The 24,455-nt window shown below is 44.2% G+C and carries 21 protein-coding genes; 5 read left to right on the forward strand and 16 right to left on the reverse strand.

Annotated features, from left to right (window positions below; all coding sequences use genetic code 11):
- Window positions 1–79: 79 nt before the first annotated feature.
- From AB6C75_RS07410 to rppH, 5 genes are read right to left on the reverse strand one after another with little or no spacing between them, the layout of a single operon-like run.
- Window positions 80–931 (reverse strand): thymidylate synthase, encoded by an 852-nt coding sequence (locus tag AB6C75_RS07410; RefSeq protein WP_009848438.1) that lies wholly within the window; start codon window positions 929–931, stop codon window positions 80–82.
- 9 nt (window positions 932–940) lie between these two features.
- Window positions 941–1,762, reverse strand: coding sequence for a prolipoprotein diacylglyceryl transferase (gene lgt, locus AB6C75_RS07415; RefSeq protein ID WP_004735021.1), 822 nt, complete (start codon window positions 1,760–1,762; stop codon window positions 941–943).
- A gap of 58 nt (window positions 1,763–1,820) precedes the next feature.
- On the reverse strand, window positions 1,821–2,612 hold the full coding sequence (locus AB6C75_RS07420; RefSeq protein WP_372107491.1) for a sulfite exporter TauE/SafE family protein: 792 nt from the start codon (window positions 2,610–2,612) through the stop codon (window positions 1,821–1,823).
- 8 nt (window positions 2,613–2,620) lie between these two features.
- Complete coding sequence (gene ptsP / locus AB6C75_RS07425) at window positions 2,621–4,870, reverse strand: phosphoenolpyruvate--protein phosphotransferase (protein ID WP_372107492.1); 2,250 nt, start codon at window positions 4,868–4,870, stop codon at window positions 2,621–2,623.
- 2 nt (window positions 4,871–4,872) lie between these two features.
- Window positions 4,873–5,391, reverse strand: a complete 519-nt coding sequence (gene rppH / locus AB6C75_RS07430) for an RNA pyrophosphohydrolase (RefSeq protein WP_009848435.1) — start codon at window positions 5,389–5,391, stop codon at window positions 4,873–4,875.
- A 615-nt stretch (window positions 5,392–6,006) separates the two neighbouring features.
- On the opposite strand from rppH, the gene mutH reads away from it, so the two are divergent.
- Window positions 6,007–6,672 carry a DNA mismatch repair endonuclease MutH gene (gene mutH / locus AB6C75_RS07435; RefSeq protein ID WP_086017877.1) on the forward strand — a complete coding sequence of 222 codons (666 nt, stop codon included), beginning with the start codon at window positions 6,007–6,009 and terminating at the stop codon, window positions 6,670–6,672.
- Window positions 6,673–6,804: 132 nt separating this feature from the next.
- Here the strand turns inward: mutH and AB6C75_RS07440 are convergent, their stop codons facing one another.
- From AB6C75_RS07440 to xerD, 8 genes are all read right to left on the reverse strand, one after another.
- Window positions 6,805–7,116: a DUF6482 family protein gene (locus tag AB6C75_RS07440; RefSeq protein WP_009848433.1), complete on the reverse strand. Its 312-nt coding sequence runs from the start codon at window positions 7,114–7,116 to the stop codon at window positions 6,805–6,807.
- Window positions 7,117–7,308: 192 nt separating this feature from the next.
- On the reverse strand, window positions 7,309–7,560 hold the full coding sequence (locus AB6C75_RS07445) for a DUF1127 domain-containing protein (RefSeq protein WP_372107493.1): 252 nt from the start codon (window positions 7,558–7,560) through the stop codon (window positions 7,309–7,311).
- A gap of 572 nt (window positions 7,561–8,132) precedes the next feature.
- Window positions 8,133–9,467 carry a cyclic-di-GMP-binding transcriptional regulator VpsR gene (gene vpsR / locus AB6C75_RS07450; protein WP_009848431.1) on the reverse strand — a complete coding sequence of 445 codons (1,335 nt, stop codon included), beginning with the start codon at window positions 9,465–9,467 and terminating at the stop codon, window positions 8,133–8,135.
- A gap of 276 nt (window positions 9,468–9,743) precedes the next feature.
- Window positions 9,744–11,276, reverse strand: coding sequence for a lysine--tRNA ligase (lysS, locus tag AB6C75_RS07455; RefSeq protein ID WP_372107494.1), 1,533 nt, complete (start codon window positions 11,274–11,276; stop codon window positions 9,744–9,746).
- A gap of 98 nt (window positions 11,277–11,374) precedes the next feature.
- A protein-coding gene (prfB, locus tag AB6C75_RS07460; protein WP_100208942.1) for a peptide chain release factor 2 occupies window positions 11,375–12,473 on the reverse strand; the annotation gives its coding sequence in 2 pieces (ribosomal slippage) (window positions 11,375–12,397 and window positions 12,399–12,473; 1,098 coding nt in all).
- Window positions 12,474–12,724: 251 nt separating this feature from the next.
- A complete protein-coding gene (gene recJ, locus AB6C75_RS07465) occupies window positions 12,725–14,461 on the reverse strand; it encodes a single-stranded-DNA-specific exonuclease RecJ (protein ID WP_372107495.1) in 1,737 nt (578 codons plus the stop codon).
- Window positions 14,462–14,540: 79 nt separating this feature from the next.
- Window positions 14,541–15,320, reverse strand: coding sequence for a thioredoxin fold domain-containing protein (locus AB6C75_RS07470; RefSeq protein WP_009848427.1), 780 nt, complete (start codon window positions 15,318–15,320; stop codon window positions 14,541–14,543).
- Window positions 15,321–15,346: 26 nt separating this feature from the next.
- Complete coding sequence (xerD, locus tag AB6C75_RS07475) at window positions 15,347–16,261, reverse strand: site-specific tyrosine recombinase XerD (RefSeq protein ID WP_009848426.1); 915 nt, start codon at window positions 16,259–16,261, stop codon at window positions 15,347–15,349.
- A 150-nt stretch (window positions 16,262–16,411) separates the two neighbouring features.
- On the opposite strand from xerD, the gene fldB reads away from it, so the two are divergent.
- Window positions 16,412–16,933, forward strand: a complete 522-nt coding sequence (gene fldB / locus AB6C75_RS07480; RefSeq protein ID WP_009848425.1) for a flavodoxin FldB — start codon at window positions 16,412–16,414, stop codon at window positions 16,931–16,933.
- Between the two features lie 162 nt (window positions 16,934–17,095).
- Here the strand turns inward: fldB and brnQ are convergent, their stop codons facing one another.
- Complete coding sequence (gene brnQ, locus AB6C75_RS07485) at window positions 17,096–18,409, reverse strand: branched-chain amino acid transport system II carrier protein (RefSeq protein WP_372107496.1); 1,314 nt, start codon at window positions 18,407–18,409, stop codon at window positions 17,096–17,098.
- A 314-nt stretch (window positions 18,410–18,723) separates the two neighbouring features.
- Between brnQ and AB6C75_RS07490 the strand changes: the two genes are divergently transcribed.
- Both AB6C75_RS07490 and srmB read left to right on the forward strand, forming a co-directional pair.
- Window positions 18,724–19,452, forward strand: a complete 729-nt coding sequence (locus tag AB6C75_RS07490) for a tRNA1(Val) (adenine(37)-N6)-methyltransferase (RefSeq protein ID WP_372107497.1) — start codon at window positions 18,724–18,726, stop codon at window positions 19,450–19,452.
- Window positions 19,453–19,559: 107 nt separating this feature from the next.
- On the forward strand, window positions 19,560–20,825 hold the full coding sequence (gene srmB, locus AB6C75_RS07495) for an ATP-dependent RNA helicase SrmB (RefSeq protein WP_372107498.1): 1,266 nt from the start codon (window positions 19,560–19,562) through the stop codon (window positions 20,823–20,825).
- Between the two features lie 180 nt (window positions 20,826–21,005).
- On the opposite strand, the gene yaaA is transcribed toward srmB, so the two are convergent.
- Together yaaA and AB6C75_RS07505 are read right to left on the reverse strand one after the other, a co-directional pair.
- Window positions 21,006–21,782 (reverse strand): peroxide stress protein YaaA, encoded by a 777-nt coding sequence (gene yaaA, locus AB6C75_RS07500; RefSeq protein WP_065681769.1) that lies wholly within the window; start codon window positions 21,780–21,782, stop codon window positions 21,006–21,008.
- 243 nt (window positions 21,783–22,025) lie between these two features.
- Window positions 22,026–23,456 (reverse strand): alanine/glycine:cation symporter family protein, encoded by a 1,431-nt coding sequence (locus AB6C75_RS07505; RefSeq protein WP_372107499.1) that lies wholly within the window; start codon window positions 23,454–23,456, stop codon window positions 22,026–22,028.
- A gap of 711 nt (window positions 23,457–24,167) precedes the next feature.
- Here AB6C75_RS07505 and AB6C75_RS07510 point away from each other — a divergent pair.
- Window positions 24,168–24,356, forward strand: a complete 189-nt coding sequence (locus AB6C75_RS07510) for a DUF3545 family protein (protein WP_009848419.1) — start codon at window positions 24,168–24,170, stop codon at window positions 24,354–24,356.
- Window positions 24,357–24,455: the final 99 nt, after the last annotated feature.

A 24,455-nucleotide genomic window follows, 5' to 3' on the forward strand; every position in this document is an offset into this window, starting at 1 on the left:
AAGCCAAGCATCAGAAATAAAAAAGGCTGCGCAGAGGCAGCCTTTCGATCAATCAGTCAGTCAAACAAAGCAGATTAGATTAAACCGAGAATGGGTACTTAATCGCTTCGTGGCATTCGTAGCCTTCAACCCAGAAGTCATCCATCGTCACCCACGTTTCCAAATCTTCTAGAGACTTAATCTCAGGATTGATATGGAATGTTGGCCCCGCTAAAGGCTCACGCTTCAACTGGATATCACGCATAGGTGCGAGTTGATCTTCGTAGATATGAGCATTAACCAGCTTGTGGTAAGCCACACCCGCTTTCTTACCCGTGATTTGCGCCATGATTGCTAGGAACACATACACTTGAACCATGTTGAAGTTCAGACCTAATGGAACATCACAAGAGCGCTGAGTACTGTTTAGGTACAAAGTGTCACCAAGTAGAGAGAAGTGATGGCTGTACATACACGGACGCAAACAACCCATGTGGAACTCACCTGGGTTATAGAAGTTTAAGATCTCGCCGCGGTCATCAATACCGTTTGTTAGATCATCAACAATCTTCTTCAGTTGGTCGATATGACCGCCGTCAGGTTTTGCCCATGCACGTCCTTGAACGCCATAAACACGGCCCATGTCGTCTTCACCCTTGCGGTAAGGGTTATTTAGCCATGCTTCATTCAGGTTAGAATTCGCATCCCAAGTTTTAGTCCCTAGCTTACGAAAATCTTCAGCATTGTCGTAACCACGTATATAGCCAAGCAGCTCGGCAACTGCGGCTTTCCAAAAACTTTTACGTGTTGTTACCAGTGGGAATTGGTTATTACCAACATCATATTCAAGGTCAGCATTGATTACGGTTAGGCAGCGCTTGCCTGTGCGTTCATTTTCAATCCAAGTACCGTCATTAACGATACGCTGACAGAGATCTAAATACTGTTTCACACCAATTCCTTACTTCGTTTGTTGTGGTAATTCATCTTTGTAGTGACCACGCTTGTATGCCCAAACCATCATCAACACACCGATGATAACCATTGGCAGTGACAAAATTTGTCCCATAGAGATAAATCCACCGAACAAACCTAGCTGAGCATCAGGTTCACGTACGTATTCAACTAGGAAGCGGAATGTACCATATCCTGCTAGGAATAACCCTGATACAGAACCAAGAGGACGCGGCTTTTTGATGAACCAGTTCAAGATGAAGAACAGTACAATACCTTCAAGCGCCATTTCATAAAGCTGAGATGGGTGACGAGGAAGCGGACCACCGTTAGGGAATACAATCGCCCATGGCACATCAGTCACACGACCCCATAGCTCACTATTCATGAAGTTGCCCATACGTCCCATACCTAAACCAAATGGAACCAATGGTGCAATCATGTCTGCGACACCAAAAAAGGTTCGACCGTTCTTTTTGGCATACCAAAGCATCGCGGTGATCACACCAAGCAAACCACCGTGGAAAGACATACCGCCAGTCCATACTTTAAATAGGTAGAGTGGATCATCAATGAAAAGGCCAAAGTTGTAGAAAAGTACGTAGCCAATACGACCACCAAGCACCACACCTAGAAAGCCAGCAAACAGTAGGTCTGATACTTGCTCTCGAGTCCAACCACTACCGGGTTGATCAGCTCGGCGATTTGCTAACCAAAGAGCAAACATAAAACCGACAAGGTACATTAGGCCGTACCAACGAACTGAGATTGGTCCTAGTTCAATAAGAACAGGATCGATATTTGGGAATTCGATAAAACCCTGAGACATACTTGGCTCTCTATCTAAAATTGAATAACGGTTAACTCAACAGCTAACAGAAAAGACACTACAGCAGCATAGTGGCTGCTATAAACATTAAAAATACCGCAAAGAATTTCTTCAGCACGGGGGTTGGCAATTGAGTGGCCAGCTTAGCGCCAACTCGTGTGGTCAGTACTGAGGTACAAGATATCGCTATCAAAGCCGGTAGATAAACATAACCCAAGCTATACGCAGGAAGATCATCGACAGAAGATCCATGCCAAATAAAGCCTAGCATTCCCGAAATCGCGATAACACAACCACATACAGAGGATGAGCCTACAGCTTTACGCATTTCCACACCGTGATGGTTAAGGAAAGGCACCGACAAAGACCCACCGCCAATACCAGCCAAGCTTGAAACCAAACCAATACCGCCACCACATAACATGGTCTTAGCTGAACCCGGCATCGACTTTTGACTCTTAGAGCGGATCGACAACAACATCTGCAACGCCAATACCAAGACAATCACACCAAAGATTTTTGGCAGATATTGAGCAGGAATAACGTCGGCCACGAAAGAACCTAAGAAACCACCAATCACCACGCCAGGCATCAACCACTTAACGACAAAAAGCTCCACATTACCCAATTTTAAATGGTTAATCGCAGACGATCCCGAGGTAACAATAATGGTTGATAACGAGGTTGCCAATGCCATTTGCATCGCAAACTCTTGAGGAATACCCGCTTTAGGAAGCAAAAACAGCAAGGCAGGAACGACCAGCAAACCACCGCCAATGCCTAGCAAACCCGCTAAAACACCAACAATAGCACCAAGGCCTGCTAACAAGCCTATCAGTTCATATGACACGTTAAATCCTATTTTTTACCTGCTCGAATGAAGCCTGTAAATTCACGCTCTTCGAAATAGTTCAGCATCATACTATAGATGTCACTACCATATGGTTTTGAAAGCGCTCTATTTGCCAAATCCTGTAATTCAGCCAAGTTCGATTGACGAATCAAATATTTAGTTCTTGCGACATTCGAGGTATTCATACTTAACGTCTCATACCCCAATCCAATCAATAGTAGCGCGCCCATCGGATCACCCGCGAGCTCTCCACATATACACACCGGCAATTGATATTGCTTACAAGTATCATGGATATGTTTCAATGCCATGATCACTGCAGGGTGCATGGATTCATAGACATCAGAGACACGGGAATTGTTCCGGTCAACCGCCAATAAATATTGAGTTAAGTCATTGGTGCCCACCGAAACGAAATCAACTTTATCCGCAATAAGCGGAAGAAGGTAAAGCATGGATGGCACTTCAATCATGATACCGATACGCGGCATGCGAACTCGACTGTCGAGTTCATGCACTTCATCGTAGGCTTGCTCGATGAGTTGAACAGTATCATCCAGTTCTTGAGTGCTAGAGATCATCGGCAACAAGATACTCAAGTTCTGGCTATCACAACTCGCACGTAACATGGCACGTAACTGAATAATAAAGATGTCAGGATGATCGAGCGTAAAACGAATACCACGCCAACCAAGGAATGGATTGTCTTCTTCTATTGGGAAGTAAGGTAACGCCTTATCTCCACCAATATCCAAGGTTCGCATCACCACTTGCTTCTCTGGGTAGCTTGCCAGCACAGAACGATACTGCTTGAATTGTTCGTCCTCTGACGGAAACCTTTGTTGTAACAAGAAAGAAATTTCGGTTCGATACAGACCAACCCCATCAACCCCTTGGTTGATAGCGATGTTAGTGTCTGCACTCAAACCCGCATTAAGCAGAATCTCGACTTGCTTGTCGTCTTTCGTTTTTGCCGGTAAGTACAGTTCTCGATTGACCATAGAGGAGAGCTCACTCTCTTCTAGAATCAGCCCCCGATACTCTTTGAGCAGGTTTTTAGTCGGCTCAATAAAGATCTCGCCGCTATACCCGTCAACAATCGCTTGCTTACCATTAGCTTGCGAAAGATTAAGGTTAACCCCCATAACAGAAGGGATACCCAAAGCTCGAGATAAAATCGCTGCGTGCGAGTTCGCCGCCCCTTCCAAGGAAATAACCGCTAATAGTTTTTCTTTAGGAATAGACGCTAATACAGAGGCCGTTAACTCACGAACCACCAAAATAATCGGTTTATCTAACGTGCGAAGTTCATGTTCAGAATTGTGGAGGAAATAGAGCAGTCTTTGACCAAGCTCTCGGACGTCTTGCGCTCTCTCCCGAAGGTACACATCTGACATACGAGCAAAACGGTTAGAGTAACTCTCAACAACCTGTCTCAATGCCCAATCGGCTTTGTCGCCTTTCTGAATTTGGCTCTTGAGATCCTTACGTAACATGGGATCGTTGAGTAAGTGAGTAAACAGATCAAAGATCGCCAACGCGTCTTTATTGATTTCACTGTCTAAACGCTTTCGCATTCGCTTAAAATCATTGAGAGCATTTTCGACAGCGACTGCCAACAGCTCATGCTCCCTTTCAACATTGAGCGTCGAAGCAGGGTAAACATCGGTGAGTTCAGGCTGAGTGTTGTCCCACCATAAGTCACCAATCGCCACACCCGATGAAGCTGCAATACCTTTGGTGGCAGGTAGCTTCTGTTGCTCTAACAGCCAATGGCCTTGAGTTTGGGCATGCGCCACAATAACCGCAAGTTGTGCTGAGAGTGTAACAAGGAAGGATTCTTCCATCTCACTGAATAAACGGGGGGACTTCTGTTGAATGACCAATACGCCAAGCACTTGCTTGCGATAGATAATCGGAGTGCCGAGAAAAGAGTGATAAACCTTTTCTCCAAGCTCGGGAAAAAACTTATAAGCAGGGTGAGCAGACGCTTGTGCAAGGTTGATCGGTTCAGCACTTCTTTTAACAAGGCCAACCAAACCTTCGTCAAAACCAATGTGAATACTATTGCCTTTGAAGATCAGGCCTTGAGTTGCCATCAACTCAAGACGCTGCATATCATTATTTGCCAAATACACGGTGCAACATTCCGTCTGCATCGCGCTGCATGTCTCTTTAACCAAAATATCAAGAGCCGTCGACACATCTTCAACTCTTGATACGTGTTCAACTATTTCCCTTAGTTGGCTGAGCATGCTTAACCTCTACGCAATTTGCGCTTTCCTTTTGTTTTTCGCTCTTTAAACGGCATTGCTAAAGATGCGAATTCTTTCATCGCTCGACGGTAAACATCTCGCTTGAAAGATACAACTTGTCGAACTGGGTACCAGTAACTCACCCAACGCCAACCATCAAACTCAGGTGTGCTTCCACGCTGCATATTGATATGCGATTCATCGCAATCTAAGCGTAAAAGAAACCACTTCTGTTTTTGTCCAATACAGACAGGTTTAGAATCCCACCGAACCAGTCGTTTGGGCAGCTTATAGCGTAACCAATGACGACTTGTCGCGACGATCTTTACATCCTTTTTAGTAAGGCCAACCTCTTCATATAACTCGCGGTACATTGCCTGTTCCGGAGTTTCACCTTCATCTATTCCCCCTTGAGGGAATTGCCATGAATGTTGCCCGTATCGTTTAGCCCAGAAGACCTGACCATGGTTGTTACAGATTACAATACCAACATTTAATCGGTAACCATCGCCATCTATCACTGGCCAACCTCTATCTAAATTTTTAATTACACTGATTTTTCCACATATCCCCAATCGGAGCAAACTTAGTGACGTGACAAGCGCTATATTTATGAATAATAACTACGAATATGGATAAGTTTTGCTCAAATCTTAGTTACCCACACAAGAGTGAGACATAGACCACATTTATTCACCTTTTCTGTGAATAACTATGTGAAGAATTACCCGCAATCGTTTTTTTTAATCCATAGATTTATCAGAACCAAAAACAAAAAACCACCCACCGACAAAAAAACAATTAAAAATCAATTAATTAAAGTAAACTCATCGATTTTAAAAACATGAAAAAAGAAAAAGATCTTTTAAAAACCACCCATGGTTAAAGATCAACCACTCCGATGTTTATCCACACTAGTAAGTGAAAGATTCATTTCAAACCCTATTTAGCAAGCATTTTATCCCCTGCAAACCCCTGTTTATTTATCCACTAAATTAATATTTCAATTAATTACCTTCATGTCCTGTGGATAACCATGAGTTTGATCCCTTTTCTAGCAAGGCGATCATTTCTTAACCAGTCGTCATATGGTGATAACTTCTGGTAAAATCATTTTTTTGATCATGCCTTTTATTATGAAACCAGAACCACAAACACAACAAGAGCTGTTAGACAGAGCATATGCTATTGCAGGAATGACCTTCAAAGAGCTCGCCGATGAAGCCAATATGGTTGTACCAAACGACCTAAAGCGAGATAAAGGCTGGGTTGGACAACTATTGGAATGGCACTTGGGTGCGCCAGCTGGCAGTAAACCAGAACAAGATTTTGCCAAGCTCGGGATCGAGCTAAAAAGTATCCCGATTGGTTATTCAGGGAAGCCACTCGAAACCACCTTTGTTTGTGTCGCGCCATTGATGGGCGTGCAAGGCATAACGTGGGAAACCAGTCACGTTCGAAACAAGCTGTCTAAAGTGTTGTGGATCCCGGTAGAGGGAGAAAGAGAGATCCCACTGGCAGAAAGGCATGTAGGATCCCCTTTATTGTGGACACCAACCCAAGCGGAAGACGAGATCTTAAAAAGGGATTGGGAAGAGCTCATGGAGCTGATCGTGTTAGGTAATGTTGAACAGATAACAGCAAGACACGGCGAAGCACTGCATTTGCGACCAAAAGCCGCCAACAGTCGAGTGTTAACAGAAGCTTACGGTGCAAGTGGAAAACCAATAAAGACCAAACCTCGTGGTTTCTATCTACGAACTCAATTCACCCACAGATTACTGACAACCCATTACGCATAGAAAGCCATTACGCATAGAAAGCCATTACGCATAGAGGTTTTATCTAGCATAGATAGGCTAAAAGATCAGTACGTTATAAACCGTCTCAATTTAGAAGTAATTTCTCACTACAACGCTCGTTAAAAATACTCTCTAATGAGGTTTGAGCGCCAGTTCAATATCGCAGTAGCTTTGGTTGGGTTCATTACCAAACTCATCATACGCGTTGTGCAAGCGAAGGTAGGCCTTTTCAAAGCCGAGCCGGAGTAATTCCTCTTTCACTTGATCCAAGGATCCAAAGTGAAGCGGCTCGCCGTCTTGCTTTACCGGTTCTAGCTTGTGTTTGTACTCCACCGCCAGTAAATATTCTGAGATATCAGAGCAACCAATAACGTACACTTTCGGTGTCTGATAAGAGTCTTTGTGCTCTCCATGTAACCACATGTCTAATTGATGCTTCTGCATAGTCAGCCTCCCTTGCTCTATAAAGCTTAGCCGAACTATTTACCTTTACTAGATAACGACTTAAAAAAGCAAAAAAGAGAAGCAAGAGCTTCTCTTTTTTGGCCAGTTCTAGTTCAAAAATTTGCACTTTCGACGCCATAACCATCACTGTGACTTATCTTAGGGGTTGAACGGTGCTATCAACCCCGCAGATTACGTCGGTATTCGCGCACTTAGGACACGACGAAGATGGCGTACTCGGCGCTCAATCGTGACAACTTCAGGCTCAGAAAAACCAATTGGTCGACTATCGGCTTCAAGGCCAATATCTCTCAATAAATGGGTGTTGTTCCATGGTAGATCATATGAACTACGACGAACTTTTCGTTGCCATTCACGCTCTTCACGACGAAGGTCTGCACGGATAAGAACTGTTGCTAGTTTTAAATATACTGAGTGACGCATAATAACTCTCCAGTTGTGGAATAAACTGAGGAAAAATAGCGTTCTAGATAGTATGAGGGCTTCTCACTTAGCTGCTATTTTTCCGCAGCCAAATAAGGGTACGGATCTATTAGTTAGATTTATCTTGGGTGTTTCGATCGGCCATGGCTGATGTGTGTGACATATCAGTCACCATGTCAGTACACGGATCAAACGACGCGCAAATATGCTGTATAAAATCGAAATGTTTCATTTGCGCCTCCAAGCTAACTAAAAAATCCAAAAAGAAATGGGGTCGTAAAAGCAGACAAGTCTTTGTTAAATCGTTGCTTTCACGGTTAAAGTCTAACCAAGTGAGTATATTATTCAACCGATATTTGGTTAACATTTTTAAAACAATGCATTCGCCTGAAATATCAGTTGCATATTCATTTACATATAACATATTCACTATGATTATATAAAATCACAGCATATCTATCTTAGGGCTCTCTCTATAGAACAGCGGACTATCCTTCAGAAACAAAAAAGCCACGTATGATACGTGGCCCTTGAATTTTCACTCACCGGATAGAGTCAATGAATAGAACGTTCTAAACAACGCCCTCAGATATAAGACCATGTTTATTGAGTAAGCGGTACATAGTTGCGCGTGAAACTCCAAGCTCCTTAGCGGCCAAAGACACTTGACCACCATAAGATTCCAACACAATGAGTAAAGCATCTCGCTCTGAACGTTCACGTATACTTTTCAGACTGCGGCGTTCATCATTCTGTTTTGGTAAATCCAGTTGATGATCCTCAATGATGACAGCATCAGACATCAACACAACACGCTTAATCTGATTCATCAATTCACGAACGTTGCCAGGCCAATGGTAGCGACTCATCGAGCGGATAGCATCGTCTGAGAAGCTCTTCGCTTGCGCATTAAACTCTTTTGAGTACTCACGCAGAAAATGATTCGCTAGCACTGAAATATCACTCACACGTTCTTTTAAGCTAGGAACATGAATACGCAGAACATTGATGTAATGATAAAGCTCTTCATTGAAGTCGCCTTCGATCAATGCCTTTTCAATATCAGAAGAGTTAGCAGCCAAAATGCGAACATCAACCGACTTAGCTCCCTTCGTGGTTTCAATTTTCCCTTCTTGTAAAAAGCGTAAAAGGTTCAATTGTTGATTACGAGGCATCGCTAGGACATCGTTGAGTAAGAGGGTTCCGCCATCGGCTTCTTCCAACATACAAGGCGCTGCCGTTGCTGGGGCTGAAATACCAAACATCTCAGTCTCTATCCTCATTTCAGATAGAGCACGGCAATTCACAGTTAAAAATGGTTTCTGAGCTCGCGATGAATTTTGATGAATGGAACGTGCAATTGTCTCTTTTCCTGTCCCACTCTCACCGTAAATCAAAATACTGACATCTGTGGGGCCAATTCGCTTTACTTGGTCTCTCAAGCGTTTCACCGCCACAGAATCACCGAGTAGGCCCATATTGTTGTTAATACCGTAGTTTGGCCATACTTTCTGCTCAAGTTTGAGCATACCCAGTTGATGACCAATGGTACTCAATAGCTGAGCATCAGGGATTGGTGCCGTGAAAAAGTCGATACAGAAGTTAACGATAAATTGGCAGATTGTATCTGAGCTCAATTGCGATTCACGGATAAAAGCAAGCCATCGAACTTGCTTGTTGTTGCTCACGAGGTTAGCAATACCATTAAGGCTAAACTCATCATGACTAAGATCCACAATGCCAATGCAGGGGCCAATATCAGTAATTAAGGCATCGGCTTTTCGTAAATCTGCACACTGGGTACATTGCCACCCCACTTGTTCTAACACTGATAACCAGGGTTCGTACGCACCACCAACGACGATAAGAGAACCTGGTAAGGAATCCATCTTAAATTGAGTTCCCATCCTTCTTCCTTATTCTTTTTTTATTTTTTTCAATCAGGCTAACACGAGTTAAACGAATCATACGGGAACAAAGTTGCCGCAAGATCGTATTCAGATCCGATACGTATAGTAATGAGACTATCTTAGATTTTTTGTCTCAATGGTAAGACTATGTCATAAATAATCATTTTTCGAATCAAGAGTGCGGTACGAGCTAGGTTTTGACGCTAAAAACCGAAAAAGCCACCCGAAGGTGGCTTTTAAATTACACGGGCAGTAACACCCCATAAGCGAAAATTACGCTTGCGGGCGCATTGCCGGGAACAAGATCACGTCACGGATTGTGTGCGTGTTAGTAAATAGCATCGCTAGGCGATCGATACCAATACCTTGACCCGCCGTTGGCGGTAGGCCGTGCTCTAGTGCAGTAATGTAGTCCGCATCGTAGTACATAGCTTCGTCATCACCCGCATCTTTTGCGTTAACTTGTGCTTTAAAACGCTCATCTTGATCTTGGGCATCGTTAAGCTCAGAGAAACCGTTCGCTACTTCACGGCCACCGATGAAGAACTCAAAGCGGTCTGTGAAGAATGGGTTGCTATCGCTACGACGAGCCAGTGGAGAAATATCCGCTGGGTAACCCGTGATGAACGTTGGTTGAATTAACTGAGGCTCAGCCGTTTCACCAAAGATCTCTTCAAGAAGCTGACCACATGTCCAGAACTTCTCAACGTACAAACCCACTTCTTCTGCAATTTTAACCATCAATTCTCTGTTCTGAAGATCATCTTCAGTCAGAGCTTGAATGTTTGCATTTTCAGGTGTGTAGTGTTTGATTGCATCGAACATGCTCATGCGAGCGTAAGTGCCACCGAACTCAACTGTTTCGTCACCGTAAGGCATAGAAGTAGAACCAAGAACGTCCATCGCCGCTGTGCTTAGCATCTCTTCCGTTAGATCCATTAGATCTTTGTAGTCAGAGTACGCTTGGTAGAATTCCATCATTGTGAATTCTGGGTTGTGACGTGGAGAAAGACCTTCGTTACGGAAGTTACGGTTGATCTCGAATACACGGTCAAAACCACCAACTACTAGACGCTTAAGGTAAAGCTCAGGTGCAACACGTAGGTACATGTCGATGTCTAGTGCGTTGTGATGAGTGATGAATGGACGTGCTGTTGCACCGCCTGGGATCACGTGCATCATTGGCGTTTCAACTTCTAGGTAGCCTTTTGAGCTCATGAAGTTACGGATTGAAGACACAAGCTTAGAACGCACGATGAATGTGTTACGAGAGTCTTCGTTCACGATTAGATCAACGTAACGCTGACGGTAGCGCATCTCTTGGTCAGTTAGACCGTGGAACTTCTCTGGCAGAGGACGAAGTGCTTTGGTTAGCAATTCAAACTCTTCCATGTTCACGTAAAGGTCACCTTTACCAGACTTGTGAAGCGCACCTTTAACACCGATGATGTCACCGATATCTAGGCCTTGGTACTTCTCTTTCAGTACTTTTTGTACGTCTTTCGCTACGTACGCTTGGATACGACCAGAAGTTTCTTGAATCGCAAGGAATGGACCACGCTTCGCCATAATACGACCTGCGATCGCAACGATGTGGTTAAGCTCTTCTAGCTCTTCCTTAGTCTTCTCACCGAATTCCGCTTGAAGATCGCCAGCTAGGTGCTCACGACGGAAATCATTTGGGTGACCGTTCGCTTTGCAGTTTTGGCGGATATGATCCAGCTTGCTACGGCGCTCAGCGATTAGTTTGTTCTCTTCAGGTGAAGAAGCTTCTTGTGCATTTTCGTTTTGAACAGCATCAGTCATTTGAGATGTACCCTGCTTTTATAATTTGGACAGCTATATTTTTGAAAATATAGGCATTTTTACCAATATTATTGGTAAAGCTTAATAGTTGATAAAGCTTACAGACCTGATTTCAGGCTAGCTTCAATAAACTTGTCTAAGTCACCGTCAAGAACCGCTTGAGTATTACGGTTTTCGATGCCGGTGCGTAAATCTTTGATACGTGAATCATCCAGCACGTAAGAGCGGATCTGACTGCCCCAACCGATGTCTGATTTCGTTTCTTCGCTCGCTTGTTTTTCAGCATTTTGCTTTTGAATCTCAAGTTCAAAAAGCTTAGCACGTAGCTGCTTCATCGCTTGATCTTTGTTCTTATGCTGCGAACGGTCATTCTGACACTGAACCACGGTGTTAGTTGGAACGTGAGTAATACGTACCGCCGATTCCGTGGTGTTTACGTGCTGACCACCAGCGCCAGAGGCACGGTATACGTCAATACGTAGGTCAGAAGGATTAATGTCGATCGTAATGTTGTCATCAATCTCAGGATAGATAAACGCAGAAGCAAATGAAGTATGACGACGACCACTTGAATCAAATGGTGACTTACGAACTAGACGGTGAACACCAGTCTCTGTGCGTAACCAACCGTAAGCGTACTCACCAGAGATACGTACCGTTGCGCCTTTAAGGCCAGCAACATCGCCATCAGACACTTCGATAACTTCAGTCTTGAAGCCTTTCGAATCTGCCCAACGCAAGTACATACGCAACATCATTGAAGTCCAGTCTTGAGCTTCTGTACCGCCCGAACCTGACTGTAAATCGATGTAGCAATCTGATGCGTCGTGATCACCAGAGAACATACGACGGAATTCCAATTTCTCTAACTTAGCTTCAAGCTCAGCTAGTTCTGGCTCAATTTCATCGAACGTTTCTTGATCTTCTTCTTCAACCGCAAGCTCTAATAGGCCATCAACATCCTCAACACCTTGGTCAAGTTGGTCGATCGTTTCTACTACCGCTTCCAATGCTGAACGCTCTTTTCCTAGCGCTTGAGCACGCTCAGGTTCGTTCCATACATCCGGTTGTTCTAATTCTGCGTTTACTTCTTCTAGACGCTCTTTCTTTGCGTCATAGTCAAAGATACCCCCTCAGGATATTTGTGCGCTCAGACACATCCTGCAGACGGTTTTTTATAGGATTGATTTCAAACATTTTAGCTCATCATTTATGAGTAGAATTTAACCGGAGAATTGTACTCAAAAGTGTGACGGAGATACAGAATTTTTTAGAGTGGTACACCAAGATTCAATAACTTAATCGGATATAAAATTGACGGGCAGAAAAAACACGTAAAATTTGTAAGGCAATAAAGGAAAACAAGCCCTGTTTTTGAACAGAGCTTGTTGGATTTGGCACTAAATGATGAACCTCATTCAGTGAACGATAACGCTATTTGGCTTCAACTATTTCGCTTCGATATGATCAATCATCAACTGCAACGATTGATTGCCACGAAACTCGTTAATATCAAGCTTAAACGCAAGATGTACCGTTTTCACTGAGGCATCAGGCCAGCGACGTAGGTCAACATTAAAGGCAATACCATCAATCATCACATTGGTCGGGTGGCCTTTATACAATGGCTCAAGCATTAACTTTAGGTGCTTTTCACCCACTAATTTTTGATGCAGAACTTTAAACTCACCATCAAAGATGGGCTCAGGGAAAGCTTGTCCCCACGGACCACCTGAACGCAATGTTTCAGCGGTATGCATTGAGAACTCTTCAGGTAGCAGCTCACCATCAGACAAGATAATGCCCTTAAGTGCCGTCTCACCGAGTTCTTTACGCACAACGTCATCAAACATCTTGCTGAATCGCTCGAAGTCTTTTTCCATAATGGTTAACCCGGCTGCCATTGCGTGACCACCAAACTTCAAGATCAGGCCAGGGTTTTGAGTGTCGATTCTGTCTAGCGCATCGCGCATGTGCAAACCTGGAATCGAACGACATGAACCCTTAATGCTACCTTCACCACCATCAGCAAATGCGATCACTGGGCGGTGATATTTGTCTTTGATACGCGAAGCTAGAATACCAATTACGCCTTGATGCCAATCACGTTGAAACAGAGCCAAACCAGAAGGCAAATCGTCTTTACCAAATTCAAGGCGCTCACAAAAAGCCATCGCTTCTTGTTTCATGCCCTCTTCGATCTCTTTACGTGTTTGGTTCAAGCCATCTAACTCGCTGGCCATTCGACGCGCCGCATGGATGTTATTACTCATTAGCAGCTCAACACCAAAGGACATGTCATCCAATCGGCCAGCCGCATTGATACGTGGACCAAGCGCAAAACCAAAATCGGAAGCAACTAAACGCTTAGCATCTCGCTTAGCAATTTCAATCAAGGCTTGAATACCCGGACGAGCTTTACCCGCACGAATGCGTTGTAGCCCTTGGTGTACCAAGATTCGGTTGTTTTCATCAAGTGGTACCACATCTGCAACAGTACCCAGAGCCACTAGGTCAATCAGTTCCATCAACTTGGGTTCTGTCATGCCGTGTTGAGCAAACCAGCCCAACTTACGCATATGAACACACAATGCCATCATCAGGTAAAAGGCGACACCCACACCGGCTAGCGCTTTTGAAGGAAATGCGCAGCTTTCTAGGTTGGGATTGACCATTGCATCTGCAATCGGTAATTCAGAACCAGGCAAGTGATGATCAGTAACCAGTACATCAAGGCCTTTCTCTTTAGCAAAGCGAACACCGTCAATTGAAGATACACCGTTGTCGACTGTCATGATCACTTCAGCACCAAGTTCGATCGCCTGTTCGACAACCTCAGGGCTCAAGCCATAACCATCTTCAAAACGGTTGGGTACCAGATAATCAACATTAGAGCTACCCAACATTCGCAGAGCAAGCACAGACAACGCGGAGCTTGTCGCGCCATCGGCATCAAAGTCACCAACAATGATGATGCGCTTTTGCTGCTGAATGGCTTTGAACAACAATTCAACTGCAGCATCAATGCAGCCCAGTTTTTGATAAGAGTGCAAACCTTTCGCAGCTGTCTCTAGCTGGTCAGCACTGTCGATTCCGCGACTCACATAAATGCGCTTTAACAAGTCAGGTAAATGAGCAGGTAAGACTGAAATGTCGACCTCAGGACGGCGTTGGATCTCTATCATATAAAAATGGGCCTGATATCAATCAGGCCACTCCTTAAATCAAAAACAGGGGGGAATAATAGGTAATAAAAAATGAAGATTACTGCTCTAAACGCTGAATAAGTTGCGCCGGAGGTAAGTAACCACTCACCAACTCACCACTTGCTAGCACGATAGCCGGAGTGCCATTGATGCCAAGCTCACGACCGAGTTGGTATTGTTTAGCAATGATCTGCTTTTGCTCTGCTAGGTCTTTACCAGACGCTGGCATTTGACGATTGACTTTAGCATCATGCATAGCTGTTTTTGGATCATCAGACGCCCAGATTGCCGCCATTTGATCGGCAACTTGCCCTGTCGCACCTTGGCGTGGGTAAGCCATGTAACGAACGGTGATACCCAGATCGTTGTAGCCTTGCATTTGGCTGTGCAGACGAACACAGTAGCCACACGTAATGTCAGTAAATACTGTCACAACGTACTTTTCGTTATCTGCTTTGTATTCGATAACCGTATCCGACATCGCTGCGACTTTTTCAGCATTCAGTGGAGCTTGACGCTCAGCCAAAACATCACTGAACTTACCGTTTTCATCCAAAGAGTAAAGTGTACCGGCTAGAAAGTGATCGCCCTCTGGAGAAGAAAAGATAATACCGCTGTTGGTTTGAACTTCTAAAAGACCATCGATATCCGAAGGAACAATCTTATCGACCTTAATACCGATTTTTTCAAAACGCTTAGTTAACGCAGCTGTATCAATAGCTTGAGCTGGAGCAGCTTCTACGGCTGTTGATGTTGTTTCTACTTTCGCTTCTGATGCATTACATGCAGTAATCATGAGAGGAAGCGCTAGTAGAGGAAGACGGCGTAATACGCTCATTAGGTTCACCTTAAAAATAAATGGATTTAAGCACGTGGGTGATGCTGAGCGTGAATTTGCTTCAGCCTTTCAGTCGCCACGTGAGTATAAATTTGGGTGGTCGATAAGTCACTATGTCCAAGCAACATCTGTACGACCCTGAGATCGGCACCATAGTTCAGTAAATGAGTGGCAAAAGCATGTCTCAATACGTGTGGTGACAATAGATCCGTATCGATACCAGCAATAACCGAATAATGCTTAATACGGTACCAGAACGTTTGACGAGTCATTTGCTTCGCGCGTTTACTCGGAAAAACCACATCCGAGCTGTTATCACCGAGTAATTGTGGACGACCTTGTTCAATAAAAGTCTCTATCCAATCGACGGCGTTTTCGCCCATTGGCACCAAGCGTTCTTTACCGCCCTTACCAATAACACGCACCACGCCCTGTCTTAGGCTGATGTTTTCCATCGTCAAACTGACGAGTTCCGTAACACGCAAACCAGTTGCATAGAGTAACTCAAGCATCGCCTTATCGCGAAGCTCAATAGGGTCGTTTGGATCTGGCGCTTCAAGCAGCGAATCCACTTGCTCTTCACTCAAATCTTTTGGCAAGCGCTTCGGCAGTTTTGGACTGATCAACAGCGCACTAGGATCGTCGGCTCTTACTTTCTCGCGGTGTAGATATTGAAACAAGCGACGAATGGCCGACAACATACGAGCACGGGAAGTCTGCTTAAAGTCAGCATCGGCTAACCAACCTTGATAATCCTGTAGTCCTGAAAGACTAATAAAATCGAGGCGGTAATTGTTCTTTTCCATCCACGTTAGAAGCTTAGACAGGTCGGTACGGTACGAGACAAGCGTATTCTCCGATAATCCTCGCTCCATCCACATAGCATCTAAAAACTGTTCTACTAGACCGTGGTCTGCGCTCTGCCCTTGAGGCGACTGCATAGTGTTACTCACAATATTGGAAACTGTTTTGAGAGTATGCCAGAGCAAATATGAATGCCATAAAAATTACGACTTGAGCGGATAATCGCTGCAATCGAAGTCGATTTATGGTTAGAATTCGCCATCTGAAATTAAAATTGAACGTTTGCTATGAAAATTGGATTATTTTACGGCTCAACCACCTGCTACACCGAAATGGCAGCAGAGAAAATTCGCGGCATTATTGGTGAAGACCTAGTTGATATCCATAACGTGAAAGAAACCCCTCTTTCATTGATGGCGGACTACGATCTTTTACTGCTCGGCATCTCAACTTGGGACTTCGGTGAAATCCAAGAAGATTGGAATGAACTGTGGGAAGACATTGCAACCACGCCAATGAAAGGCAAGGTAGTAGCACTGTTTGGTTTAGGTGACCAAGAAGGCTACGGCGAGTGGTTCTTAGATGCGATGGGTCTATTGCATGATGAGCTGAAAATCGCTGGCGCAGAGTTTGTCGGTTTCTGGCCAAACGATGACAGCTACGAGTTCGAAGCGTCTAAAGCTCTCACTGAAGACCAATCTCAATTCGTTGGTTTGGCGCTTGATGAAGATTCACAATACGAACTAAGCGACGACCGTATCGCTAGCTGGGTTGAACAAGTACTGGTTGAGTACAGCGAAAAGCTATAACCAAACAGAAGTACACTCAGCTAAGTAACTCAGTAGCTAAGTAGCGAAGTAGCGAAGTAGCAGAATATTAAAAGATCACAGAATACAAAAAGGCCTCATTACTGCGAAGTAATGAGGCCTTTTCTATTTCATGTCGAAGGACAATGTCATCTCAACGGAAGATTAAACAGTCTCTTCAGCCATCTCTTGCTCTGTTGATTTACCAACGAAGAACATACAGATGATTGCGGCAGTTGTTGGAAGCAACCAACCCATACCGATTTCGAACAACGGCAGCATGTTCATTGCAGACACATCTACACCCGCTACTTTAGCGCCATCAATAAGAGCAAACAGTAGAGACACTAATACAACCACACGGTAAGCGGCTTTTGGATTAGGGAAACGGCTACGCAAGAACGTCAGAGCAACCAACGCGATAGCGACTGGGTACAGTGCAAACAGTACTGGAACAGACAGAGAAATCAGTTGAGAAAGGCCAACATTCGCTACGGTTGCACAAGCTACACCGTTGATGATTACCCAAGTCTTGTAAGACAAAGGCGTTAGCGAGCTGAAGTAATCAGAACATGCTGAAACAAGGCCAATCGCCGTTGTTAGACACGCCAGTAATACGATCACTGAAAGCACTAGCTGACCTGATGGGCCAAACAGTGATTGAACGTAAAGGCTTAAGATAGCGCCGCCATTGTCCGCACCCGCTGCGACTGTTGCGCTTGTTGCACCCAAGAAGAACAAAGAGATGTAAACAAACGCTAGACCAGCCGCGGCAATACAACCTGCGCTGATAAGGTACTTAGTCGTCGCTGCACGATCAGTAATGCCCTTGCTACGAATCGCATCAACGATCAGCATACCAAACATCAACGAAGCAAACGTATCCATGGTGTTGTAGCCTTCAAGGAAACCTTTGGTCAGTGGCTGAGTAATGTACTCACCGTGAGCCGCAAGAATGTCGCCTTGTGGGTTAACGAACACAGCAACTGCCAGTACAACCAAACCAACAAATAGTGCAGGTGTCAGTACCTTGCCAATTACGTCGATAAGCTTACCTTGCGACCATGAGAAGAACATCGCTACCACAAAAAATGCAATCGAAAAAAGAGTGAGGTGAGCTTGAGAGGCATCGATGAAGAACGGTTTCACCGCCATCTCATAAGCAACAAGGCCGGTACGTGGCGCAGCAAATGCAGGGCCTATGATGATAAAGATCAGCACAGCCATGATAGTTGCAGCTCGCTTTGGAAGATCTTTGGTTAGATGACCCCAAGAGCCACCAGCCACTGCAACTGCGACGATAGTGATTAACGGCAGACCAACGGCGGTCAGCAGGAAACCAGACATCGCTGGAAGAAAGTGGTCACCAGCTAATTGGCCAGCAAGAGGTGGGAAGATGATGTTACCCGCACCTAAGAAAAACGCAAAAAGCATAAAGCCCAATGCCATTATATCTGTTAGTTTTAGACTCTGTTTCACAGATAATCCTTAATTATATTTATGAATTTATGTTGTGCTTACGTGAATGTTACAGCTAGAAGCTGCCAATCAATCTATAAAATAGTCGCGCATAATGACGAAACACTTGGCTAGCTGCAAGTCACCACAAAAAAACACCATATAAATTTGCATTTGAGAACCAAAAGCAGTGGATTCCACTGGATATGGAAATATTGCCATAATTATAAGCTAACCATAATTAACAACAATGAATTCTCAAATAGAACATTGAGCCATACAATTAATTAACATTAGAGCTAATCACTTAAAATATATCGATATCCAGAACATTCATGAAAGACAAAAAAACCGAAACCAAAAGCTTCAATTTCAAAAAATTCTCGATTTACGGAGGACAAAGCGGCATGCCCGTCAGTACCGATGGCGTGTTACTTGGCGCGTGGGTAAGCCTGCCACAAAGATCATGTGTACTCGATATTGGAACAGGAACAGGTCTGTTGGCCTTGATGGCTGCGCAGCGTTTTGAGGATGCTTCAATCTCTGCGATAGATATTGATCAGCACGCCATTGATGCTGCCACAGTCAATATTGAGCAGTCGCCTTGGCAAGATCGCATCTCCCTTCATCATGGCAGCGTGTTAACCACGGATTTTTCGCAACGGTTTGATGCAATAATTTGTAATCCGCCCTACTTCAACTCTGGAGAGCAGGCACAGCAAAGCCAAAGAGCCACCGCGAGGCACACCAACAGCTTGGATCACCTTGAGCTTGCTCAGCGTTGTTTCGAGATAACGACGGATGCCGCCACAGCCAGTTTTATACTGCCGACGACCGAGGGAGAAGGCTTCATCAAGCTTGCCCAACAATGTGGTTGGTACCTAGCAAAGCGCCTTGATGTGAAAACAACAGACAGAAAACAGGCAATTCGAGTCCTGTTTGAATTATCTAAAGATCCTGTTTGTGAGCAAGATTTGCAGCGTGAATCGCTTACGATCCATCACGATGGCGGTTATAGCGAGGTATTTATTGCCCTTACTAAAGATTTTTATCTCAAGATGTAGCAAATACCATGTGATCCTAATCACTAATGCTTCTATAATGTCCGGCTACTCTTTTTTATCGTCTGCTTTTTGAGGCAGAAACATTTATTGCTTGTGGAGAAACAACAGTGATCAGAACCTTTGCAGAACTCGATCTAAACCAAGAGCTGCTTAATGCAATTGACGAAATGGGCTACGAACGCCCAACACAGATACAAGCTGAAGCAATCCCACAAGCGTTAGATGGAAGAGACGTTTTGGCTTCTGCGCCAACAGGTACTGGTAAAACAGCATCATTTGTATTGCCAGCACTGCAATACCTACTGGATTTCCCACGTAAGAAATCTGGCCCTGCACGTATGCTTATCCTGACGCCAACGCGTGAGCTAGCAATGCAGATCACCGAACAAGCACGTGAGCTTGCTAAATACACCAGCCTAAATATCTTTACGATCACGGGCGGTGTGATGTACCAAGAGCACGCAGATATCTTAAGCACGACTCAAGATATCGTAGTCGCAACACCTGGTCGTTTAATGGAATACATTGAAGGCGAGCGTTTTGACTGTCGTGCGATTGAATGGCTGGTTCTCGATGAAGCTGACCGTATGCTAGACATGGGCTTTGGTCCTGTTGTTGACCGTCTGTCTGCAGAGTGTCGCTGGCGTAAACAAACTTTACTTTTCTCAGCAACGCTAGAAGGTAAAGGTATTGAAGGTTTCACTGAAGACCTTCTGAAAAACCCAGCAGAGATCGATGCAAAATCGTCATTGCGTGAACGTAAGAAGATCACTCAATGGTATCACCGTGCCGATTCAGCTAAGCACAAGCTTGATATCCTAAAACATATCATCACAGAGCAAGCTGAACGCAGCATCATCTTCTTGAAGACTCGTGACCGCCTAGGTGACCTACGAGCTCAATTAGAAAGTGCACAGATCCCGTGTGTATGGATCCAAGGTGAAATGCCTCAAGATCGTCGTAACAACGCGATTTCTCGTTTCCGCGATGGTTCTATCAACGTACTGCTGGCAACGGACGTCGCAGCTCGTGGTATCGACCTTCCAGATGTGAGCCACGTTATTAACTACGACATGCCACGTACTGCAGATGTTTACCTACACCGTATCGGCCGTACGGCTCGTGCAGGTAAGAAAGGTAACGCGGTTTCTATCATTGAAGCGCACGATCAACTAATGATTGAACGTGTTGCTCGTTACACTGAAGATGCGATCAAAGAACGCTTCATCGAAGGCATGCGTCCTACGCATAAGAAAGCCGCAGTAACGAAGAAGAAAAAGCCCAAGAAAGAAGACAAGAAAGCGGTGGCTAAGCAAAAAATTGCTAAGAAAAAGAAAATCGCTAAGAAAAAGAAAGCCGTTAAGAACAAGTAATCTAACCGCCTTTCAATGATTCAATAAAAAGCCCCATGCAGTTATCTGCATGGGGCTTTTCTTTGTATGGCTTATTATTGTCTGGCCTGTTATCAGGCTAAATAATTCGTCTCTAATTTTAATTACAGGCTAAAGCCGAAGTAACTCGTTAACCAAGAGTGACTAATTAACCAAGAGCTATTAGTTTTGCTCTTCACGCTTGAAGACTAACTCTTTCGCGTTCGACTCTTCTTCAACGAAGTAGTAACCTGCGGTATCAAACTTGGTTAGCGCTTCCACTGAATCGATTTTGTTCTCAATGATGTAGCGAGCCATCATGCCACGCGCTTTCTTGGCGTAAAAACTAATCACCTTGTACTGGCCATTCTTGCAGTCTTTAAAAACTGGCGTGATGATTTGACCATCAAGGCTCTTCGGCTTCACCGCTTTAAAGTATTCGTTCGATGCTAGGTTGATCAACACATTATCGCCTTGAGCATTCAGCGCTTCATTCAGCTTATCTGTGATGATGTTACCCCAGAACTGGTACAAGTTAGTACCACGAGCATTGGCCAAACGTGTACCCATCTCTAGGCGGTATGGCTGCATCAGATCTAACGGCTTAAGCAAGCCATATAACCCAGAAAGCATGCGCAGGTGATTCTGTGCGTAGTCAAAATCATCGTCCGACAGTGTTTCAGCATCTAAGCCAGTGTACACATCGCCCTTAAAGGCTAGGATTGCTTGACGTGCATTGTCTTGGGTAAAGGTCTCGCTCCATTGCTCAAAGCGCGCTACGTTCAGCCCAGCAATCTTATCGCTTACCTTCATCAGTGCTGATACATCAGCAGGTGTCAGCTTACGACACACTTCAATGAGCTCTGCAGAGTGCTCAACAAACTCTGGCTGGCTGAAGCGCTCAGTCGCTAATGGTGATTCGTAATCTAATGTCTTGGCTGGAGAAACGACAACTAACATAACTTTACCCTAATCGGTTATCTAACTGGATGCAGCTAGAGTATAGAAAAAACATCAACTTGTCTTTATGACTCTTCCTATTACTTTGATAGACAGATCTAGCTGTAAGTCGCTTACAAAGAAGAATCTCTTACAAAGAAAAATCGATAATAAAGAAAATATCGCAGGCAAAGAAAAAGGCTAAGGTCGAAACCTTAGCCTTTCTAATGATTTTAGGATGAGTGATGAATCACTCCAACAAGATTACTTCTTCTTGTTGTTAACCCAAATACCATCTTCCAATTGAGCCTTAAGCTCTGGGAAATCATCCGCCTCGAACGTGGGTACTTTACCCGCGTCTAATTGACGGTTGTAGTCTTTCGCTAGCTTAATCACGATACCCGACAGCAAGATGATCGCTACCAAGTTCACAATCGCCATTAGGCCCATCGATACGTCAGCTAATGCCCATACCGTTGGCAGTGTCGCGAGAGAACCGAACATAACCATACCCAGTACAACGATACGGAACAGCACTAGACCCTTCTTGTTGTTGTGCTCTAAGAAGATAAGGTTTGTTTCTGCGTACGAGTAGTTTGCAATGATTGAAGTGAAAGCGAAGAAGAAAATCGCTACCGCTACAAAGATACCACCCCATTCGCCGACTTGTGCTGTTAGTGCACGTTGCGTGAGTTCGATACCCGTTACTTCACCGTGTGGTACATATTCACCAGACATCAAGATGATTGCTACTGTTGCAGAACAGATAACAATTGTGTCCATGAACACACCTAGCATTTGCACATAACCTTGTGATGCTGGGTGTGGTGGGTAAGGCGTAGCAGAAGCTGCTGCGTTTGGCGCAGAACCCATACCCGCTTCGTTCGAGAACAAACCACGTTTGATGCCGTTAATCATCGCTTGTGCGATTGCGTAACCTAGGCCACCCGCTGCTGCTTCTTGCAGACCGAATGCACTCTTGAAGATAAGAGCCAGAACTTCAGGCACTTTCTCAATGTTCATTAGCATTACGTAGATAGCGATAGCTAAGTAAGCCAGTGCCATAATTGGAACAATGATTTCTGCAGTGCGAGCAATCTTACGGATACCACCGAAGATAACGAATGCAGAGATAATTACGATACCAACACCAACGTAGCTGCGCTCAAAGTCGAATGCCGTGTTCATTGCGCTTGCAATCGCGTTCGCTTGAACCGCGTTGAATACAAGACCGAATGCAATGATTAGGAAGATAGAGAATAGAACCCCCATCCAACGCATACCTAGGCCTTTCTCCATGTAGTATGCAGGGCCGCCGCGGTAGTTACCGTCGTTATCACGCGTTTTGTATAGCTGTGCCAGTGTGCTTTCTGCAAACGATGTTGCCATACCTAGCATGGCAATTAGCCACATCCAGAAGATAGCGCCAGGGCCACCAGCGGTTAGTGCTACAGCAACACCAGCCATGTTACCCGTACCGACACGTGCTGCTAGACTAGTACAAAGTGCTTGGAAAGAGGAGATACCTGCACTGTCTGCTTTACGGCTGTTTCTAAGAACAGAAAACATGTGGCCGAAATGGCGGAATTGAATGAAACCTAGTCGTACAGTGAAGTAGATACCCACACCAACGAGTAAGTAAACTAAGATAGATCCCCAAAGGAGATCGTTCATCAAATTGATTAAGTCTGTCACGTGAACCTCGTAATTGAGTTTAAGCACCGATCTTGCTTCCTAGCCTTCCTCTAGATCACCTATGCCAGTGTCAATAGTTGTGTCGGCATTAGATTTATATTTATTTGTTGCGATCTAGATTGTAAATGTCGCTTCATGCATCCATTTTACGTATCGGTGTATTTTTTGACGGGCGGATAATGCAGCGAGACGGCCTAAAAATCAATATGAAAATAAACACATATTAAAATGACATTTCACTAATAATACACCTTTTGTTAACACAAATTTCAACAATAGCGCCTAATAAAAGTCACATTGTCAGGACATAATATCAACAAAAACTAAGGTACTATAAAAACAAAAACACCATCCCGTAAAAATGACGTCAGCCTAGGTTTTACAAGGTATAGTGAAGATCTGTGTTTTTTTCTAGGGTAATGAGATCCCTATACTACACGGCACAATGCGCACTTAAATGCACTGTAGTCAAAATGCTATTCCATTTGCACAATGAATTAACATTCTATCCCCCCTAATTTAATCGTTTACTTAAGTTTGTTTGCTTGTTTTTTGTACACAAAAATCCCCGAAATGTGTGAGCATGCATAATAAAACAGAACAAAAACTTCATATATTTGAAACAAATGAGAAACAAATCAAGGTTATTGTGAACTTAAATATGATATTTAATGGTTCGTAAGAACGAATCCCACGGAAGGAGATATGCTTATGGATAGCTTTCAATTCGATGAATTATCAGAACTAGAAATGCCTCGTACCACTCAAAAAACACGCTCTAAACCACTCAAACGTAAATGGCGTGAAATTGAGGCAATCAATGATCGTAGACAGCTTGAGAAAGAGCTTAGAGAGATGAACCTAGGTCTCGATTTTAGCCTTGACGATATAAAGCTTTAATCAGCACGATAAGAAATCAGATAGCAAAAAGCACCTGTATAGGTTAACACTGATCATTTAAGCATTTTCCTGATCAGTTGAACGATCCTACAGATGGTT

Origin of the sequence: Vibrio sp. 10N.237.312.B06 (assembly GCF_041464685.1) — a bacterium.
Classification (GTDB): domain Bacteria; phylum Pseudomonadota; class Gammaproteobacteria; order Enterobacterales; family Vibrionaceae; genus Vibrio; species Vibrio tasmaniensis_A.

Bases quoted from the DNA above. Each gene is read 5' to 3' on its own strand.
- lgt (WP_004735021.1), bottom strand. From the start codon at position 1,762: ATGTCTCAGGGTTTTATCGAATTCCCAAATATCGATCCTGTTCTTATT.
- ptsP (WP_372107492.1), bottom strand. From the start codon at position 4,870: ATGCTCAGCCAACTAAGGGAAATAGTTGAACACGTATCAAGAGTTGAA.
- mutH (WP_086017877.1), top strand. From the start codon at position 6,007: ATGAAACCAGAACCACAAACACAACAAGAGCTGTTAGACAGAGCATAT.
- AB6C75_RS07440 (WP_009848433.1), bottom strand. From the start codon at position 7,116: ATGCAGAAGCATCAATTAGACATGTGGTTACATGGAGAGCACAAAGAC.
- AB6C75_RS07445 (WP_372107493.1), bottom strand. From the start codon at position 7,560: ATGCGTCACTCAGTATATTTAAAACTAGCAACAGTTCTTATCCGTGCA.
- vpsR (WP_009848431.1), bottom strand. From the start codon at position 9,467: ATGGGAACTCAATTTAAGATGGATTCCTTACCAGGTTCTCTTATCGTC.
- lysS (WP_372107494.1), bottom strand. From the start codon at position 11,276: ATGACTGATGCTGTTCAAAACGAAAATGCACAAGAAGCTTCTTCACCT.
- recJ (WP_372107495.1), bottom strand. From the start codon at position 14,461: ATGATAGAGATCCAACGCCGTCCTGAGGTCGACATTTCAGTCTTACCT.
- AB6C75_RS07470 (WP_009848427.1), bottom strand. From the start codon at position 15,320: ATGAGCGTATTACGCCGTCTTCCTCTACTAGCGCTTCCTCTCATGATT.
- xerD (WP_009848426.1), bottom strand. From the start codon at position 16,261: ATGCAGTCGCCTCAAGGGCAGAGCGCAGACCACGGTCTAGTAGAACAG.
- fldB (WP_009848425.1), top strand. From the start codon at position 16,412: ATGAAAATTGGATTATTTTACGGCTCAACCACCTGCTACACCGAAATG.
- AB6C75_RS07490 (WP_372107497.1), top strand. From the start codon at position 18,724: ATGAAAGACAAAAAAACCGAAACCAAAAGCTTCAATTTCAAAAAATTC.
- yaaA (WP_065681769.1), bottom strand. From the start codon at position 21,782: ATGTTAGTTGTCGTTTCTCCAGCCAAGACATTAGATTACGAATCACCA.
- AB6C75_RS07510 (WP_009848419.1), top strand. From the start codon at position 24,168: ATGGATAGCTTTCAATTCGATGAATTATCAGAACTAGAAATGCCTCGT.